Here is an 18,480-nt window from a genome sequence, read left to right as displayed (position 1 = left end):
CGTTTTTTATCATGAATAAAACGAAGATATTCTTTTTTATCATTTAGTACAAATTCATGACATATCTCCCGAATATCTTCTCTGAAATATAATACGGGTAAAATATTTTGTTATTACAATTAGTCTACTATATTTGTGGACTTTTTATATCTATTCTAAATCCCCAGTTATGTCTACTAAGCCATTACATTTCGACACATTGCAGGTACATGCGGGCTACCAGCCGGAATCTTCCACACATGCGGCAGCCGTACCTATTTACCAAACCACTTCTTATACATTCGACAGTGCAGAACATGCAGCAGACCTGTTCCAGTTGAAACAGTTTGGTAACATCTACACCCGTATCATGAATCCTACTACGGATGTATTTGAGAAAAGAGTAGCTGCACTGGAAGGCGGCGTAGGCGCATTGGCAGTAGCATCGGGGCAGGCGGCACAGTTCATCGCGCTCCATAATATTTTATTGCCGGGCGATAATTTTGTATGCTCCTCTTACCTGTATGGAGGTACTTTCAACCAATTTAAAGTAAGCTTTAAGCGTATTGGTGTTGAAGCCCGTTTTGCAGATCTGGATAAGCCGGAGAGCTTCGAGGCGTTAATAGATGCAGATACCAAAGCAATCTATGTGGAAACCATCGGTAACCCAGGGTTTGCCATTCCTGACTTTGAAAAGATCAGCGCTATTGCGCGTAAGCACGACCTGCCACTGGTAGTAGACAATACTTTTGGCGCAGGCGGTTACCTGTGCCGTCCGCTGGAACACGGCGCCAATGTGGTAGTGGAAGCCGCTACCAAATGGATTGGCGGACATGGCACCAGCATAGGTGGCATCATTGTAGATGGTGGCAATTATAACTGGGGTAATGGTAAGTTTAAACAGTTCAGCGAACCAGATGAAGCATATCATGGCATGAAATTCTGGGAAGTATTTGGCGACCATAGTCCGTTTGGCAACATTGCTTATATTATCCGTGCGCGCGTAGCGGGACTGCGGAGCTGGGGCCCTGCCCTCTCGCCGCAAAATGCTTTCCTCTTCATCCAGGGACTGGAAACATTATCCCTGCGGGTACAACGGACGGTGGATAATGCGCTGGCATTGGCCGAATGGCTGCAACAGCATCCACAGGTAGATTCCGTCAACTACCCCGGACTGACCGGCAACAAATACCATGAGCTGGGTAAGAAATACCTGCGACATGGCTTTGGCGGCGTATTATCATTTAAAATCAAAGGTGGTAAAGAAGCAGCTGATAAATTCGTGCAGTCGTTGAAGTTAGTATATCACCTGGCCAACGTAGGTGATTCCAAAACGCTGATCATTCACCCGGCCACTACCACGCACCAGCAGTTGAGCGAGGAAGAGCAAAGGAAAGCCGGCGTAGCGCCAGGCGTACTGCGCATTTCATTGGGTATAGAACATATTGATGATATCAAGGGCGACCTGAGCCAGGGATTTGATGCTATTCGCTAGCACCAACCTGGATGGCCGGCATGCAGCGCAGCTGTGTGCCGGTAACTATTATTCATCTACAATCTTACCTCCGTCATCCCGGCCGTCATCCCCCTTCCCCAGCTTTATTTTCACCTTGCCATCTTTTTCTGATACGGCTCTCAGGTGCAATATAATTCCTCTCCGGCTGCGTTTACGTTTCTCTTCTTTATCGGTGATGCCTGTATCTTTCGCGGGATTTCGCAAAGGCACATCCAGGTTAATGTTGGTGCCGCCATCCAGGCCGTAGACGCCTTGTACATCTATATTCACCGCACTGGAAGCAATGCGCATGGGTGGAATCGTTATCTTATTCCCGGCTATCTGGAACGTGTTGCTCAGGTTCTCGAACGTGATGCTGTCGAGGTGGCGTTTACGGAATGCGAAATTCCCGATATCCGTCAGCGGCCCGAAGTTAAGCAGCGCGCCGTTTCTCAGGTTGAAGTTGACCGATCCAGACAAAGACCGCTTCGCCAATGTGCCATTATCCAGGATATTACCTTTCAGATTCACTTTGGCGGATACATTTCCTTTTAGATTTTCGGCTGTCAACCCATCCAATCCGAAATTATTGAACGCATAAAATAGTTGGCTGATATGCACATTATTTACTGTTGCATTTACCTGGAAATAGTTGTTGTTCCCTTCCTGGTGTACATTTCCAGCCATCTGCATATTGCCGCCGGCATGTTGCAAGGCAATCTGCTTCAATAGTATATCCGTATTCGTTAGATCCACAACAGCTTTTACCTGTTGGGCGGTAAAACGCTGATAGATTACCTTGTCCAGCAATACCTGCATATTTACATTGCTGGAAGCTAATACCACGTCGAGCTGTTGGGATACCCGACCCATTTTTGCCTTTTGCTGAGCGCGGGAAGGTTTGGCTTTTTTACGGGGTGACAGGAAACTTTTAAACTCATTGAGGTCTACCAATGGGCTTCGTATATTCCAATTGATCGCTATTTTTTCGGGCGTGGTGAAGTACAGGTTCAGCAGGTTTTTGATGGCGCCATCCATCTGTAGACTGCTTTTGGCAGATTGTATATGGATATTTTCCAGCAGCAGGTCTTGCCCGGTGAAACGCAGGGTGGCGCTGGCGTCGTGAAAATCCAAGTTACGCGGCAGGTAGCTAAAAGCGCCCTTCTGTATCTTCACCACGCCTTGCAGCGATGATCCGGTATTATCATCTTTCAGCAGTGGTCCCGTGTAAAACAGGTCGGCATCGGCATTGCCATCTTTGAACAGGATGGGCGCATCGTCGGGTGTGGCGCCGTTCAGGGTGGTAAGCGGGAAAGCTGACCGGAAATGCCCATGTAACAGGGGCTGTTTCAGGTTCACCACCCGGATGGTATCTGCTTTCAGGGGAACACCTGATAAATCAGCGCTCAGGCCAAAAATGGTCACTGCTGAGTTTTCGTCGGTATGTCCCCGGCCGGGCAGCACTTCATTATTAAACCGGCCAGTGAAATTGCAGTTCGTCCACTCTCCCATGGTGGTAACCAGCACGTTGCCGGTGGTTTTCCAGGTAACGCGTACATCGGGCGTATCACGGAATTTCATATGCCCGGCCAGGTCGGCCTGGGCATCCAATGGCTTCGAGAGGGTAATGCTATTTAACTTCGTGCTGATATTAGGTGGCAGCCAGGTAGCCGCATCTTTCAGGAGCACCTGGTTGGCATTAATTTTTAATTGAAACGGCGGTGGTTTTTCCCCGAAGCCAAACTGTCCGGCGATTTGCACCGGGTGATCGTCTATCCTGATTTCCTGTGGCGGCACCGTCATTATTTTCGTGCGTTTATTGAAGATTACCGACAGGTTCAGTTGTAACAATTTATCCTTCAGGTAACTACCCTTGAGGGTATTGAACTCAAAATTTTTAGAGAGAATATTGGATAGTACCGTGACTTGTATCGTGCTGTCGGACGCTTTCACCTTGCCATCCAGCCGGTTGATCGTTAGTTGAAACAGCTTGAATTTTTGCCGGTTGTCTATCACAAAATTGATATTGCGTAACAGCAGTTGCCGGATGTTGGCGTCTTTGTGGCTACCGGCTTTCTGCTTATTACCTGTCCCTTGCAATACGTAGGTATTGGAATATCCGGTAGAATCAGTATATAAAAACAAGGTACCATCCTGTAATGTTACTTCATTCACATCTACGTACTTGCGTAACAGTGATAACGTATTTACCCGTACGAAAATGTAGTCTACGTCCACCAGGGCGTGCCGGTGTTGCTGCCAGAGGCTATCTTGTAACACTACTTTTTTCAAGGCAATAGATACATTGGGAAAGCTCTTCAGCAGGGAGGGTTCCATATCCTGGATAGTCAATTTTCCATTCAGCCGGTCGTTTAACTGGGCGGTCAGTTGCTTCAGGAACTCCGTTTTGTTAGCATGTATATACCAGGTCATCCCAAGGAACAACAGTACAACTAAAGCTATCATTATGCCGCATCCCAGGAGTATTATCCGGAGCCATTTTCGCATACGGTAAAGGTTTTTTATTTGCTATAACAGATGAAAGGGTAAACAGTTTAATACTGCTAAAAACCATGCCTGCTGGTCTGGGGACTGGATTAGTGAGAATATGGGGCTGAAACCAGGAATAGTTGAGGCAAAAAAGCCACAATAGCTGCTATAACACCACAGTAACGGTGAGGGCCGTCCGAAATTGGGGAATACGTAATACCGGGTGCCCACTTGTTTGCCACACCCGGTATAAATAGTTTTCTAGTGACCGGGAGCGATCTTACTGAACCGGGTACGAATAGCGTCGAGTTCTGTACTTTTCATCCGGGAAGTTTTTTCGAGAAGTGTGATAAAGTAGTCTACTTCTGCTTTCTGAGCCGGGCAACCTACATTCTGCAATTTTCCTGTGGCGGCATCTTTCATACGGCTATCGGCCAGCAGCTCCCCGCCCGGGCTTAAAATAAGCCAGAAAGGGATGCCTTCCTTATCACCGTTATATTTGGCCAGCATGTCAAATCCACCGGGGTTTTCGAGCGATTTTTTGTCGCCGTTTTCCAGGACGGTAATATGACGGATTTCGTAATTGTCAGTAAAATATTTTTTACAGGAAGCGTCGTTCATGGCGGTGTCCATCCTGTGGCACCAGCCGCACCAGGAGGCGTGGAAAATAACGAATACCTTTTTGTTGTTTTTAGCGGCTTTGCTGCAGGCTTCTTTTACCACCTGGCCGGCCGCTGGGGGGGCTTGCTGGGCTTGTGCTTCCGTAAATATGCTTATTGCAAGCAGGCAGCAGAAGGAAAGTAATAGAGATCGCATGGGTGATTGGTTTTACTCAAAAATAAGGTTAATCTCTCTTCTCATTTAAAAAAGATTAGCGAAGATACCGGCAGGTAGTTGGCCGGCATCTTCGCTATCCCATGTAGTATTGTTGATGCATTTAGTCGTCCAGTTTCAACACCGCGAGGAATGCTTCCTGCGGAATTTCTACGTTACCGATCTGACGCATACGTTTCTTACCTTCTTTCTGTTTCTCGAGGAGTTTACGTTTACGGGAAATATCACCGCCATAACATTTCGCCGTTACGTCTTTACGCATAGCACTGATATTTTCGCGGGCCACGATTTTAGCCCCGATGGCGGCCTGTATGGCGATGAGGAATTGCTGGCGGGGCAGCAGTTCTTTCAGTTTCTCGGTCAATTTGCGGCCAAAGTCCTGGGCGCGGCTGCGGTGAATCAGGGCGCTGAGTGCATCCACTTTATCGCCATTCAGGAGGATGTCCATTTTCACGATATCGCTGTCGCGGAAGCCTATTGGCGTATAGTCGAACGAAGCGTAGCCACGGGTCTGGCTTTTCAGCTTATCGTAGAAGTCGAATACGATTTCAGTGAGCGGTATTTCAAACATCAGCTCTACGCGGGTGGTGGTCAGGTAGCTTTGATTGAGCAGGTTACCACGTTTACCCAGGCAGAGGGTCATGATGTTGCCGATGTATTCTGGTTTGGTAATGATTTGTGCCCGGATGAAAGGCTCTTCAATCCTGTCGAGCATTGTAGGATCGGGCATTTCACTGGGGTTATTCACGATCACTACGCCTTCCCGGGTAGTGTGTGCAATAAAGCTTACGTTGGGTACGGTGGTGATCACCGTTTGGTTAAACTCCCTTTCCAGGCGTTCCTGGATGATTTCCATGTGCAACATACCCAGGAATCCGCAGCGGAAACCAAATCCAAGCGCCTGTGATGTTTCCAGCTCGTAGGTCAGGGAAGCATCATTCAGCTGCAGTTTGTCCATACATTCGCGCAGCTCTTCGAAGTCCTCCGTATTTACGGGGTAAATACCCGCAAATACCATGGGTTTTACTTCCTGGAACCCGTTGATACCTTCTGTGCAGGGGTTATTAGACAGGGTGATGGTATCCCCTACTTTTACTTCTTTTGCGCTCTTGATACCGGTAATAATGTATCCCACATCGCCGGTAAACACTTCTTTGCGGGGGGCTAGTCCTAGTTTGAGTATCCCTACTTCATCCGCAAAATACTCCTCTCCGCTGTTCACGAATTGGATTTTGTCGCCTTTCTTAATGGTGCCGTTAAACACGCGGAAATACGCGATGATGCCGCGGAAAGAGTTGAATACGCTATCGAAGATCAGCGCCTGCAGCGGTGCTTCATTGCTTCCTTTGGGTGCGGGGATGCGGTGTACAATTGCTTCAAGGATATCTTCAATACCGATACCGGTTTTACCGGATGCGAGCAGAATTTCTTCGCCTTTTACGCCAATAAGTTCTATGATCTGGTCTTTCACTTCCTCAATCATAGCCCCCGGCATATCAATTTTATTGATAACGGGGATGATTTCCAGGTCATTTTCCAATGCCAGGTAGAGGTTGGAAATAGTTTGTGCCTGGATACCCTGTGCAGCATCTACCAGCAGTAAAGCGCCTTCACAGGCAGCCAGTGCACGGGACACCTCATAGGAGAAGTCCACGTGACCGGGGGTATCGATCAGGTTAAAAATATATTTTTCGCCATTCTTTGCGGTATAGTCCATCTGGATGGCGTGGCTCTTGATGGTGATCCCTTTTTCGCGTTCCAGGTCCATGTCGTCCAGTACCTGGGCTTGCATGTCGCGGTCTGAAATAGTATTGGTAAACTCTAATAAACGATCTGCCAGGGTACTTTTACCGTGGTCAATATGGGCAATGATACAAAAATTGCGAATATTCTTCATATGATGTTTTGCTGTTCCGTAGGCCTGTTGCAATTTACTGCATTAAACCTTTTCAGCCGGCAAAGGTATTGAATTTAGTTCATTAGTTCATACGTTTAATAATTATGTTTTACAGGTTGGTTTTTAAGGATCATCGGCTTTTTTTGATATATTAACATATAATGCTCAACTTTATAGACATAAAGGAAAAATGAGGCATCAAAACCGCATTGTTAACAAATAAAAACCAGGTGACCATGGAACTGATCCAGCAATTTGAACAGGCTGTAGCCGAAAGCAAGACACTGCCAGAGAAACCATCCAATGAGATATTACTGCAACTGTATGCCCTATACAAACAGGGTACCAGTGGAGATGCGGATGCCGAAGGTCCTTCCAACCCTTTCGATTTTGTAGCCAAAGCCAAACACCAGGCCTGGGCAGAGTTGAATGGCAAAACCAGGGAAGCTGCGATGGAAGAATATGTAGCGCTGGTGCAGCGGCTAAAAGGAGCGTAAAGCGTAAATCGTAAAGCTATTGCAGCGAATGAACAAAGCGAGTATTAGTTACTAACCGCGGATGTCATTCGCTGCAATAGCTTTACGCTTTCTGCTTTACGCTTTTTTCACGTACTTTTGGATCATGATACCTTCATACACGATAAGCGAAAATTCACAACATTACCTGGCGCTGGAAGAACAGTATGGTGCCCATAACTACCACCCGTTGCCCGTTGTATTGGACCGGGGAGAAGGTGTTTTTTTATGGGATGTAGACGGCAAACGTTACTACGATTTCTTATCCGGATATTCAGCGGTTAACCAGGGGCATTGTCACCCTAAAATAATTGCTACCCTGATAGCACAGGCGCAAAAGCTGACGCTCACCTCCCGTGCATTTCATAACGACCTGCTGGGTGAATACGCACAGTATATTACCAGCTACTTTGGATACGACAAGGTGCTCCCGATGAACACCGGTGTGGAAGCCGTGGAAACAGCGCTGAAACTCTGCCGGCACTGGGCTTATATTGTAAAAGGTATCCCCCAGAACAAGGCAAAGATTATCGTATGCGCCAATAATTTCCACGGACGTACGCTGAATGTAATCTCCTTCAGCACTGATCCGTCGGCACGGAATAACTTTGGTCCCTTTATGCCGGGTTATGAAGTGATTCCTTACAACAGCTTGACCGCACTCGAACAGGCATTGCAGGACAAAGACGTAGCCGGATTCCTGGTAGAACCCATACAAGGCGAAGCTGGCGTGATGGTGCCAGACGAAGGATACCTGGCCAAAGCCCGGCAATATTGCCAGGATGCCAATGTACTGTTTATAGCAGATGAAATACAAACTGGGCTTGCCCGTACCGGTAAAATGCTGGCCTGCGACCATGAGCAGGTGCGCCCGGATATATTGATCCTTGGTAAAGCATTGTCTGGCGGTACCCTGCCTATCAGCGCGGTATTGGCCGATGATGAAATCATGCTGACCATTAAGCCCGGGGAACATGGTTCTACTTATGGCGGTAACCCGCTGGCCTGCAAAGTGGCCATCACTTCCCTCCAGGTATTGAAGGACGAACACATGGCCGAAAATGCCGTGGCAATGGGCCAGTTACTACGCAGTGGCCTGGAGGATCTTCATTCTCCCTACATCACCACTGTACGCGGAAAAGGCTTATTGAATGCCATTGTCATTCAGCATCCGGATCCTGAAGCCGCATGGGACCTGTGCCTGACGTTAAAAGTGCATGGCCTGCTGGCCAAACCTACCCATGGAGATAAAATACGATTTGCACCGCCATTGACCATCAATGCCGCACAGATTGCAGATTGTGTGCAAATCATTCAAAGGAGCCTTGAACAGGTTTTTAGCTAGTTAATCACTGTATGAGTGCATCCCATAAAGCCATCCGTAGTTCCGGATGGAAAACAGACTTTTTAATCGGTTTTCCCGATGGACTTTTCCTGCTGTTTTTTGCCACCCAGGTAATACAGCTATTCTCCATCGAGGTGCAGACCTTTTATACCATTCACCTGTGCCTCCTGCTGGGTGCCGGCGTGCTGGTAATGTTCAGCGCTTTCCAGGCCAATAAGGGCGATCTGCAGCACGACAGTCCCCTCCTATCGGACAAAGAAAGAGCCAAACTACAACAGCTCGATATCAATGCGCATACGATCACGCATATTGAACAGGAGATGGAAAAGGATGCGCATTCCTGGGAACAATTACTGGAGCATGAAAAAGTAAGTGAAACTTCGTTTAGCCGTTCACGTGCCATAAAGCATGGATTGCTGACCGGCTGCTTTTTTTTATTGGGAGGAATGGTATCGCTGGGGCCTTATCTCTCTAACGAAAATTTCCCTGCTGCCTCTCAAACCAGTATCATGCTGGTTTTCCTGGGGCTTACCCTTTTTAGTTTTATCAAAGCACGGGTCACTGCCCAACGTCCGCTTCCCGTTATTTTACGATACTGGCTTATGGGCGCCGGGATACTGGCTGGAGCCTGGATACTACATAAAGCTATTTTCTAAAAAAAGTATGCCGGGAAAATATTTTCCCGGCATACTTTTTTAATATCGTCATTATCAGGAACGTTTCCCGGGCGTCCGTGTAAACAACACGCAGCCAAAGGCCAGCAGCGCTGCTGCCAGTGAAACATACAACGCCGCTCCCGGCTGCGGGCATATTCCCATCTCACAACGCGAATACAACAACATATTCCGGAAAGTCCAGGCTACCAGGAAGCCTACAATGAACAGGTTCATCCTGGATACCCATTTATTCTTCACCAGGAATATGATGATCGCCAACACCGAAAGAATAATACTTAGTTTACCTGGTTCTCCGTAGCTGGAGCCGGTTCCATTCATTCCTGTAAACATCAGGTGCTTGCTTTCAATGAAAGACCAAGGAAAAAAAGCACATGCAATTACCAGCAAAACTGCCAGTATACCAATAATAGCCGTCCTGGACATACTTTTCTATTTAGGGTGGCAAAGGTAATGCTTTTGCCTATTTTCCACCTGGTTCACAATGTGTCCGCAGATAATTCGTGTACAAGGTCGACAGGTGCTCAAAAGTACCAGGCCCCTCAGAGATGCTGTGGGTGCGGTTAGGATAGGCCATAAACTGGAACTGCCGGTTGTACTTAATCAGTTCATTTAGCAACATTTCCGCGTTCTGGTAATGCACATTATCATCGCCGGTACCATGAATATAGAGCAGGTTGCCTTTCAGGTTACGTGCATAAGTGATAGGCGATCCTTTTACAAAATCTTCGCGGTTCTCCTGTGGCAGGCCCATGTAGCGCTCCTGGTAAATGTTATCGTAGGTCAGCACATTACCCACCGCTGCAATGGCAATACCGGTTTTATAAATATCGGGATACTGGAATAAGAGGTTCAGCGTCATGGAACCGCCTCCGCTCCAACCCCATACAGCCACGCGTTCCGGATCGATGAAGGAATATTTTTTCATCAGCGCCTGCGCGCCCATGGCCTGGTCGCGGGCATTGATGAGTCCTACTTTACGGTAGATGGATTTGCGCCACTGACGCCCTTTAGGCAATGGGGTACCGCGGTTGTCCATCGTCACATAGATATACCCATCAGCAGCCATATCGCCATCATAAAGGAAGTTACGACCAGCGCCAATAGCATCCAGGGAAGTAGCTCCTGCGGGTTCGCCATATACATAGAATACAACCGGGTATTTTTTTGCCGGGTCGAAGTTGGCGGGCTTGCTCATCCAACCCGTCATGGTTACGCCATCTACCGTAGTAATATCAAAGAATTCCGGTTTGTTGGGTGCATTGGCTGCTTTGCTGATCGCGTTCATCACCACGTTGGTGCTGCTTTTATGCGCAGGCAGTTGCAGGTTTTCATTTACCGGGTAAGTAACGGCATTGCTAAAATCATGAATGGCCCAGTTGCTGTAAGGAGAAATTTTGTATTCATGCGTACCGGGTTGGTTAGCGGGTGTGATACGTTCTGCTTTGCCACCGGTCAACGGTACCTTGTAAAGATATTGCTGGGTGGGGTTTTCGGGAGAAGCCGCAAAATAGATGGTATTATTCGCTTCATCTATTTTGGCGATACTGATCACATCGTAGTTACCTGGCGTAAGCAAGGTAACTTTACTGTCTTCCATATTCACATTATAGAGATGACGCCAGCCATCTTCCTCACTTACCCAGATGAAGGACTTCCCATTACGGATAAAGTCCCAGCCAGCGATATTATCATCATCCCAGCGTGATTTCACATCGATCCAGGCGCTGTCTTTTTCTTCGTAAAGGGAACGCACTTTGCCGGTGGCAGCATCGCAGAGCATCACCTTACTTTCGTTTTGTTTGCGATTCAGCTGTTGGATGATCAGTGCATTTTTGCCGGGCAGCCATTCCATGCGGGGAATATAATGTTGTTGCTGATCGCCCGGAACCTGCATCCATGTTGTTTTAGCAGTTTGTATGTTCGCTACCCCGATGCGGCAGGCGGAAGGGCTCTCTCCTGCTTTAGGATATTCTACGGGGACAGTGAAAGAATAGATAGAATCGGTATTATTGATCATGAGGAAGTCGCGGATTTTGGTGGCATCGATCTGCCAGTAGGCAATCTGTTTACCATCAGGGCTCCAGCGGAATCCATCGCGGCATCCGAATTCTTCTTCGTAGGCCCAGTCGAAAGTACCGTTAATGAAACGGCGGGTACCATCGGTGGTCAGCGCGGTAATATTCCCGGCCTGTAAGTCTTCAACGAAAATGTTATGTTCGCTTACATAGGCGGCTTTAGTGCCATCTGGCGACAGTTTCGCGAACATGAGGGAAGACGCTGGTTTACCTTTTCCCAGCTGTTGCAGCTTGCCGGTAGCGATATCCAGCACCCAGTAGTCGCCCCGGGTTTCATAGCGCCATACTTTTTTTGCGTTGGTGTAGAGGAGCAATTTTTTCTCATCTGCTGAAAAATAGAAATCCCTGATGGGGAGGCCATTAAAGGCGGCTGCGGGGACTTTTACAGTGGCGGCCGCGCCTGATAGAGGATAGACTTCGATGCCTGCCGGGGTTGCCTTGAAATAAGCTTGTCCATCGTGGCTCCAACGGACTCCTTTTCCGGGCTGAGCCTGCATGGGCAGGCAATACAGCACTACTAAAACAATTAATAAGGTTAGTTGCTTCATTATTCTATAATAATATGAAGTGCAATGGTAGCTAAATTATAACGGAAAAAAAATGAACAATGTGGGAATGGTATTGTTGTAGTGGCGGGTGGTTAACTTGGAAAGATATTGTTTATTTCATCTTTTTTCTTTTTTGTGGATAAAAATCCCCCTTTAGTTGGAATAAAACAATTTCTTTTTTTCTATTTTTATACCCAGATTTAATAATTAAATAATGAAAACCAACTGATTAGATAATACTAATCAGTATAACTAATCCTGGAAAAACCATCAGTTATGATACAGATTGCCTTATCTTATAAAAACCGTGAATACCGGCATTTTGAAGATAGTTCACTCGCCCAGATTGCAGAAACCACGCGAAAATTGTTGAGTGCATTGCTGGAAGATATTTACGACCTCGTAACCAAAGAAGCCGGACGTTTTCTTATCTACCTTGATCATCATCCTAAAATTGAAGTGGTGGGATTCAGTCACGATCTCCGCAACCAGATTGAGCGTACCTTACGCGGGGAGTCGGCGTACGACTATTGATAACGTATTAAAAAAAATGTTCCTGTAGGCAAAGTATCCTTATCTTCGACCGCAAATCAGATAAGGAGAATGCAGCTCACCTTTATTCAGGTACTGGAACTACTCGGTACATTTGCATTTGCTGTTTCAGGAGCAACAGCCGCCATTAATAAATCTTACGATGTTATAGGACTACTGGCGCTGGCATTTATTACAGCCATTGGAGGCGGAACCATACGCGATTTACTCATTGGCGCTACGCCGGTAGCCTGGATGACCGATGAGCTTAGCAATACGGCCATTATTGTAGCTGCACTGATAGCCGCTGTATTCTTCTCCTATGTTAAAAAGTTGACGCGTTTACTCAGCACATTTGATGCTATCGGACTTGGAATGTTCACCATTACCGGTATCAACAAAGGGTTGGCGGCTGGCTTACCTATGCCGGTGTGCGTAGCCCTGGGCGTGATAACGGGTACTTTTGGCGGCTTATTACGCGATGTTATCTGCGGCGAACAGCCTATACTTTTCACGCGGGAAATCTATGCAGCAGCTTCGCTGGCCGGGGGGATCCTCTACCTGGTAGCAGGCCACTATACCGGTATCCCGGGAGATATTGTACAGAGTATAGCCGTTAGCGTTATAGTAAGCATACGCCTGGTCAGCCTGCGCCACAACTGGCAGTTACCCCGCATGCGGGCTTAGCTTCCCACAATAGCCAAATGGATGTGTGCCGGTAAATAAATTTTATTATATTGCTGACATGATGACTTTATTTGATAACTACATTGCGTTTGCTACCACAGTGTTCATGGGATTGCTGGCGATTGTGAACCCTATTTCGGCCATCCCCGTTTTCATGGAGCTCACGTCTCATATGGATAAGAAAGCCAAGCGCAATATAGCTACCAAGTCGGTGTTAGTGGCGTTTTGTATTATCTTAGTTTTTAGTGTGGCGGGTAAACTGATATTCCATGTATTCGGTATTACACTGGCAGCATTGCGCGTTACAGGTGGTATCCTGGTATTTGTAATCGGGTATGAAATGGTGCGGGGTGATAAGGAAAGCAAACCGGAAAATGCACAACTCGGCGCACAGCCTGTAAAAGCTGACCAGGGTATCAGCATCGCTATTACTCCCCTGGCCATGCCACTGCTGGCAGGACCTGGCGCGATCACCACCTCTATGAGTTATTCTGCGGCAAAAGACCTCACCCACCTGGCCATTGTAATAGCCATTTATGCGTTTATATGTTACATCACCTATCTCCTCTTTATTGCCGGTGAGCGGATTGTAAAAGTAATCGGGACCAACGTAATGATGGTGATCACCAAAATGATGGGACTCATCCTCGCAGTAATCGGTGTTCAGATGCTGGCCCTGGGCCTCCGCGAACTTTTCAACTTTTAGTATATTTTCTTCAACAATTTCAAATCCTTTCGTGTTATTAATCTAAACAACGAAACAGAAGCGTATTTAGGTAGGTAAGACACCACAGACGGCCATCATCCTGCGTTGAACGCTATGGTTGCCCAACAGCATGAGGCAAAATCCAAGTTTATCTTTTCCCGCTGGGAGCCCCATGGCACGCAAATGCGTGACGGCACGCTATTGCCTGCTTTAACATTCTTTTTTTAGTTGAACAACAGGTAAATCCGTTATTGATTACTAGGTGGATGTTATTTGTTCTCTTTTTTTAATAAGAACATAAAAAATCAATATAGACGGAACAGTTAGCAGAAAAACCGTCCCGAATCATCGGGACGGTCATTTTTTTTGTATTCATCACCTCAAGGTGCTAAGGTACACGTACCCCGTCCTTGATCTCATCCGTAGCATTAATAATTACCTGGTCGTTTGCCTCCAGGTGGCCAAACACTTCAGTAGAATCGTTGTGATGGTTGCCTTCTTCCACATCTACCCACCTGGTATAATGATCTTTTACCGCCACCACATACTTTCGCTCGGTCGACATCACCACTGCGCTGGAAGGTACCAGCATAGCCTGTGCAGAGCCCTGTAAGGACAAAAGGACTTCTGCGTACATACCTGCCTTCAGCAAGTGGCTGGCATTCTGCACGTCAATTTCCACCGCTTCCGAACGGTATTTATCGTTCAACGTACCCGCCTGGCGGGAGATAGCGCCCTGGAAATGCTTCCCGGGGATAGCGTCCACATCAAAATCTATTTGCGACTGCTGTGCCAATTGTGCGCTGTACATTTCAGGCACCTGCAATACCAGCCTCAGCTTATCTTCCTGCTCCAGCATCAGCATGGGCTTGTCATCTACCTTGGTATCCGGCCCTACCAGCGCACCCGGATGAATATTGCGCTCTGTAATCACACCATCGAATGGTGCTGTTACGGTGAGATAGCTTTTATTAACTTCCTGGGCGCGAAAGTTGGCTTGTTCGCTGTTCATTAGCGCGCTATCGGCCAACATGCGGGCTTTGGCCAGCTCCAGGTCGTGTGCCGAGATAGTACCGGGCTCACTACTCACCGCCAGCGTACGCTCGTAGTTATCTTTGCTGGAAGCGAACATAGCCGCGGCTTGCAGGTATTTGGACTTAGCGGCATAGTACTGTTGTTCTACCTCCGGCGCTTCCAGTACCAGTAGCACCTGGCCTTTCCTTACTTTACTACCGCGGTCTACCGCAATATTTTTTACAAAACCATTGATCCTTGGGTAGATACTTACCTTCTGAAAGGCTGCCAAAGCCCCGGGAAGGCGGATACTTCCTTCCAGCGGGCGTTGTACCACCCTTGCCAGTGTAAATTGGCGTTCACTGTTATGAGTAGTTGCTTTTTTATCCGTCATGGCAGCAGAATTGCAGGCCGCCAAACCGGTAATGACACTTAATGCTGACAAATAATATTTATAGTGCTTCATCATTCTTTTATTTTATATCATTGGACTCAGAGGGCATTAACGAAGGAGATGCATAGCTGGCTTTACGCTGTATCAGCGCATAGGCCTGTGGCAATATCAGGAGTGCCGCCAGCGTAGAGGCTATCAGGCCACCTATCACCGCGCGCCCCAGGGGGGCCGTTTGATCACCGGCCTCTCCCAGCCCACTGGCCATGGGAATCATACCGGCTATCATAGCCAGGCTGGTCATCAGGATGGGCCGTAGTCTTACCCCGGCACTTACCACCGCGGCTTTCCGGGCATCCTGGTAATCGAGCCGCAGCTTTTCTGCGTTGGTCACGATCAAAATGGCATTGGCCACCGACACCCCAGTAGACATGATCATTCCCATATAAGATTGCAGGTTGAGCGTAGCGCCGGTGAGCAGCAACGCGATCAACGCACCCGCAATTACTGCAGGGATGGTAACCAGTACCACCAACGATAATTTGAACGACTGGTAGTTGGCTGCCAGCAGCAGGAAAATCACCACAATGGCAATCATCAACCCATTCTGCAGGCTGTTCAATGTTTCTACCAGCAGGCTGGATGAGCCTTTCAGCTCTGTAACCACACCTTTGGGAAGAGGGCCCGCCTGGTTAATAGCCTTTTGTACCGCTGCCGTGGCAGCACCCAGGTCTTTCCCGGAAACGTTGGCACTAACGGTAACGAACCTACGAGGGCCTGAACGGTCATATTCTCCCGGCATTTCTTTGGTGGTAAAAGTGGCCACATCCGCCAGCACCGGCCTGGCCTGGCCTTTCACCAGCGGTATTTCTTTCAGGTCGTTGATCGCCGTCATATTATACTCGGGTATCTGTACCTGTACTTGGTAGGTATACGCCACCTTTTCATCGAGCCATTGATTCTTTTCAGAAAAACGGCTGGAAGAAGTGGATGCGGTCACCGAACGGGCTACCTGGTAAATATTCAATCCCATCTGCGCCAGTTTGAAGCGATCGATATTAATACTGATCACCGGGAAGTGCAACGGTTGTGCGATCTGTACATCCCGCAGGAATGGTACGGTTTTCAGCCGGCTCACCAGCTGTTCGGCATACCCCGCAATCTGTTGTATGTCTTTACCTGCCACCCTCACTTCAATAGGCGTAGCGGCGCCCTGGCTCATAATTTTTTCGGTGAGATCTATAGGTTCGAAAGACAGACGTATCTCCGGTATTTTGGCCGTGATATTGGCCCTCAGCTGGTCTTTCAGCCGGTCTATATCTACCTTATAATCTTCATCCAGGTTTACCTGCAATACCGCTTCGTGGGTACCGCTGTTGAACACATAGAGATTGCTGGCGCCGAAGCTGCTTGGTACCAATCCCACATAGGCCGAGCTGATGGCCACATGCCCATTTACCGTACTGTCAACAATATGCAACACCTCGTGTAGCCCTTCCTCTGTGCGTTCCAGGCGGGTACCATCCGGCATGCGTAAACGCAGCTGAAACTGACCAGTATTGATATGCGGCATCAGGTCTTTTCCTATCCACACATAGCAGCCACTTGCCAGTACCAACGCCCCAATGACATAGATCGTAACAATAAGCCGCGATCTGTTCATTCCCTTCTCCAGAATGCCCATAAACTTCAGCTTGAATTTCTCGAAGTTGGTGGCTTGCTCCGGGTGCGCTTGTTCATGCTCTAAATGGCTTTTTATTTCTTCCACTTCCGCTGCATCCAGTGCCAGTCCCGCATGTGCGTGCTGGTATTTTTCTGCTTTCAGCCACCAGTTGGATATCACCGGCACCAATGTTTGGGCAGCGAAATAAGAGGCCACCATGGCAAAGCCGATAGACAATGACAAAGGCAGGAACATGCCCCTGGGCACGCCCGTCATAATAAAGGAAGGCGCAAACACCGCCAGGATACACAATAAGATCAGCAGCAACGGAAAGGCAATCTCCTCACAGGCTTCGTAGATCGCCTGCTTCTTTGGCTTACCCATTTCCAGGTGCTGGTGAATATTTTCAATCGTTACCGTTGCCTGGTCGACCAAAATACCGATGGCCAGTGCTAATCCACTCAGCGTCATAATATTGATGGTTTGGCCTGCCAGCTTAAGTCCCATCACAGCACATAATACCGCCACCGGAATAGTTACCACTACCACCAGGCAGCTACGGAGATCTCTTAAAAACAATAATACCATGAGTCCCGTCAACAACGCTCCCAGTATTCCTTCGGAGATAAGGCTTTTTACGGCATTGATCACAAACACAGATTGGTCAAATTCGTAAGACACCTTTACATCATCGGGCAACAGGCTTTGCATTTCCGGGATCTTCGCTTTCAATCCTTTTACTACATCCCAGGTAGATGCATCAGCGGTTTTTACTACCGGCAGGTATACGGAGCGCTTACCGTTCACCAGGGCATAGTCTACGGTTACATCCATTCCATCGGCTACCCGCGCCACATCGCGTACAAACACGTTGTTGTTGCCATTGGTGGCAATGGGAATGTCTTCGAAATTGGTCACCTGTTTTTCCAGCGAGTTCACAGTGGTCACAAACATGGTGTTGTTTATACGGATATTGCCGGAGGGAGTCATCACGTTATTTTTTGCCACGGCTTCCACTACCTCGTCGGCGCTGAGGTTGAAGCTGCGGAGCTTCTGCGGATCTACGTTGATAATCACAGAGCGGGAGTTAGCGCCAAAAGGTGGTGGCGCCGACAATCCCGACACTGCGGCAAACATAGGCCGGATACGGGTAGCCGCCAGGTCATAGATTTCTTTTAATGAACGTGAGGGGCTACTGAATACCAGCTCTCCTACCGGTAATGAAGATGCGTCAAAACGCATTACCTGTGGAGGCAATGCACCCGGCGGGAAAAAGGTCATTACACGATTCACCTGTAAGGCCACCTGGGCAGAGGCTTCCGCCATATCGGTGTTTTCATAAAAGGTGAGTTTTAATAACGTTAAGCCCTGTATGTTTTTAGTGGTAATCGTCTTAACCCCATTCACATAAAGGAACTGGTCCTGTAGCCGCGTGGCAAAAAAACCTTCCATCTGCTGAGGCGACATTCCCCCATAGGGCTCAATTACATAGATGGTAGGCAGATTGAGCTTTGGAAAAATGTCGATGGGTATATTGAATATAGACAGCACAGAGAAAAGCAGTAGTCCCCCGGTGATTACCACCACGGCTATTGGCTTTTTCAGTGCCGAAGCAACAAATGACATAGTTGGT

Annotated in this window: 14 protein-coding genes; 7 read left to right on the top strand and 7 right to left on the bottom strand. The window is 47.8% G+C overall.

Annotation, left to right across the window (positions count from 1 at the left end):
- Positions 1 to 169: 169 nt before the first annotated feature.
- Positions 170 to 1,474: an O-acetylhomoserine aminocarboxypropyltransferase/cysteine synthase family protein gene (locus FHW36_RS09715; protein WP_145666293.1), complete on the top strand. Its 1,305-nt coding sequence runs from the start codon at positions 170 to 172 to the stop codon at positions 1,472 to 1,474.
- Positions 1,475 to 1,522: 48 nt separating this feature from the next.
- Here FHW36_RS09715 and FHW36_RS09710 read toward each other — a convergent pair whose 3' ends face one another.
- From FHW36_RS09710 to lepA, 3 genes are all read right to left on the bottom strand, one after another.
- The gene (locus tag FHW36_RS09710; protein WP_145666291.1) at positions 1,523 to 3,982 is read right to left on the bottom strand and encodes an AsmA family protein; all 2,460 of its coding nucleotides are present in this window, start codon (positions 3,980 to 3,982) and stop codon (positions 1,523 to 1,525) included.
- Positions 3,983 to 4,225: 243 nt separating this feature from the next.
- Entirely contained in the window at positions 4,226 to 4,780 is a 555-nt protein-coding gene (locus FHW36_RS09705) for a thioredoxin family protein (RefSeq protein WP_145666288.1), read from the bottom strand.
- A gap of 121 nt (positions 4,781 to 4,901) precedes the next feature.
- On the bottom strand, positions 4,902 to 6,695 hold the full coding sequence (lepA, locus tag FHW36_RS09700) for a translation elongation factor 4 (RefSeq protein ID WP_145666285.1): 1,794 nt from the start codon (positions 6,693 to 6,695) through the stop codon (positions 4,902 to 4,904).
- Positions 6,696 to 6,931: 236 nt separating this feature from the next.
- Between lepA and FHW36_RS09695 the strand changes: the two genes are divergently transcribed.
- From FHW36_RS09695 to FHW36_RS09685, 3 genes are all read left to right on the top strand, one after another.
- On the top strand, positions 6,932 to 7,192 hold the full coding sequence (locus FHW36_RS09695; protein WP_145666282.1) for an acyl-CoA-binding protein: 261 nt from the start codon (positions 6,932 to 6,934) through the stop codon (positions 7,190 to 7,192).
- A gap of 124 nt (positions 7,193 to 7,316) precedes the next feature.
- The gene (gene rocD, locus FHW36_RS09690; protein WP_145666279.1) at positions 7,317 to 8,555 is read left to right on the top strand and encodes an ornithine--oxo-acid transaminase; all 1,239 of its coding nucleotides are present in this window, start codon (positions 7,317 to 7,319) and stop codon (positions 8,553 to 8,555) included.
- An 11-nt stretch (positions 8,556 to 8,566) separates the two neighbouring features.
- On the top strand, positions 8,567 to 9,211 hold the full coding sequence (locus tag FHW36_RS09685) for a VIT1/CCC1 transporter family protein (RefSeq protein WP_145666276.1): 645 nt from the start codon (positions 8,567 to 8,569) through the stop codon (positions 9,209 to 9,211).
- A 54-nt stretch (positions 9,212 to 9,265) separates the two neighbouring features.
- On the opposite strand, the gene FHW36_RS09680 is transcribed toward FHW36_RS09685, so the two are convergent.
- On the bottom strand, positions 9,266 to 9,655 hold the full coding sequence (locus FHW36_RS09680; RefSeq protein WP_145666273.1) for a hypothetical protein: 390 nt from the start codon (positions 9,653 to 9,655) through the stop codon (positions 9,266 to 9,268).
- A gap of 37 nt (positions 9,656 to 9,692) precedes the next feature.
- Positions 9,693 to 11,855, bottom strand: coding sequence for a S9 family peptidase (locus FHW36_RS09675; RefSeq protein WP_145666270.1), 2,163 nt, complete (start codon positions 11,853 to 11,855; stop codon positions 9,693 to 9,695).
- A 276-nt stretch (positions 11,856 to 12,131) separates the two neighbouring features.
- Here FHW36_RS09675 and FHW36_RS09670 point away from each other — a divergent pair, with 276 nt between their 5' ends.
- The 3 genes from FHW36_RS09670 to FHW36_RS09660 all read left to right on the top strand — a co-directional run bounded on the left by FHW36_RS09670 (position 12,132) and on the right by FHW36_RS09660 (position 13,779).
- The gene (locus FHW36_RS09670) at positions 12,132 to 12,389 is read left to right on the top strand and encodes a hypothetical protein (protein WP_145666267.1); all 258 of its coding nucleotides are present in this window, start codon (positions 12,132 to 12,134) and stop codon (positions 12,387 to 12,389) included.
- Positions 12,390 to 12,458: 69 nt separating this feature from the next.
- Positions 12,459 to 13,073: a trimeric intracellular cation channel family protein gene (locus FHW36_RS09665; protein WP_145666264.1), complete on the top strand. Its 615-nt coding sequence runs from the start codon at positions 12,459 to 12,461 to the stop codon at positions 13,071 to 13,073.
- Positions 13,074 to 13,131: 58 nt separating this feature from the next.
- Positions 13,132 to 13,779 carry a MarC family protein gene (locus tag FHW36_RS09660; RefSeq protein WP_222429036.1) on the top strand — a complete coding sequence of 216 codons (648 nt, stop codon included), beginning with the start codon at positions 13,132 to 13,134 and terminating at the stop codon, positions 13,777 to 13,779.
- A 388-nt stretch (positions 13,780 to 14,167) separates the two neighbouring features.
- Here the strand turns inward: FHW36_RS09660 and FHW36_RS09655 are convergent, their stop codons facing one another.
- Both FHW36_RS09655 and FHW36_RS09650 read right to left on the bottom strand, forming a co-directional pair.
- Entirely contained in the window at positions 14,168 to 15,262 is a 1,095-nt protein-coding gene (locus FHW36_RS09655; RefSeq protein WP_145666261.1) for an efflux RND transporter periplasmic adaptor subunit, read from the bottom strand.
- 4 nt (positions 15,263 to 15,266) lie between these two features.
- A complete protein-coding gene (locus tag FHW36_RS09650) occupies positions 15,267 to 18,473 on the bottom strand; it encodes an efflux RND transporter permease subunit (protein WP_145666257.1) in 3,207 nt (1,068 codons plus the stop codon).
- Between the last annotated feature and the right edge of the window lie 7 nt (positions 18,474 to 18,480).

Source organism: Chitinophaga polysaccharea, assembly GCF_007829335.1.
In the GTDB taxonomy this organism is placed as follows: Bacteria; Bacteroidota; Bacteroidia; order Chitinophagales; family Chitinophagaceae; genus Chitinophaga; species Chitinophaga polysaccharea_B.
This window is presented reverse-complemented; position numbering and strand designations above follow the sequence as displayed.

Bases quoted from the DNA above. Each gene is read 5' to 3' on its own strand.
- FHW36_RS09715 (WP_145666293.1), top strand. From the start codon at position 170: ATGTCTACTAAGCCATTACATTTCGACACATTGCAGGTACATGCGGGC.
- FHW36_RS09710 (WP_145666291.1), bottom strand. From the start codon at position 3,982: ATGCGAAAATGGCTCCGGATAATACTCCTGGGATGCGGCATAATGATA.
- FHW36_RS09705 (WP_145666288.1), bottom strand. From the start codon at position 4,780: ATGCGATCTCTATTACTTTCCTTCTGCTGCCTGCTTGCAATAAGCATA.
- lepA (WP_145666285.1), bottom strand. From the start codon at position 6,695: ATGAAGAATATTCGCAATTTTTGTATCATTGCCCATATTGACCACGGT.
- FHW36_RS09695 (WP_145666282.1), top strand. From the start codon at position 6,932: ATGGAACTGATCCAGCAATTTGAACAGGCTGTAGCCGAAAGCAAGACA.
- rocD (WP_145666279.1), top strand. From the start codon at position 7,317: ATGATACCTTCATACACGATAAGCGAAAATTCACAACATTACCTGGCG.
- FHW36_RS09685 (WP_145666276.1), top strand. From the start codon at position 8,567: ATGAGTGCATCCCATAAAGCCATCCGTAGTTCCGGATGGAAAACAGAC.
- FHW36_RS09680 (WP_145666273.1), bottom strand. From the start codon at position 9,655: ATGTCCAGGACGGCTATTATTGGTATACTGGCAGTTTTGCTGGTAATT.
- FHW36_RS09675 (WP_145666270.1), bottom strand. From the start codon at position 11,855: ATGAAGCAACTAACCTTATTAATTGTTTTAGTAGTGCTGTATTGCCTG.
- FHW36_RS09670 (WP_145666267.1), top strand. From the start codon at position 12,132: ATGATACAGATTGCCTTATCTTATAAAAACCGTGAATACCGGCATTTT.
- FHW36_RS09665 (WP_145666264.1), top strand. From the start codon at position 12,459: ATGCAGCTCACCTTTATTCAGGTACTGGAACTACTCGGTACATTTGCA.
- FHW36_RS09660 (WP_222429036.1), top strand. From the start codon at position 13,132: ATGATGACTTTATTTGATAACTACATTGCGTTTGCTACCACAGTGTTC.
- FHW36_RS09655 (WP_145666261.1), bottom strand. From the start codon at position 15,262: ATGATGAAGCACTATAAATATTATTTGTCAGCATTAAGTGTCATTACC.
- FHW36_RS09650 (WP_145666257.1), bottom strand. From the start codon at position 18,473: ATGTCATTTGTTGCTTCGGCACTGAAAAAGCCAATAGCCGTGGTGGTA.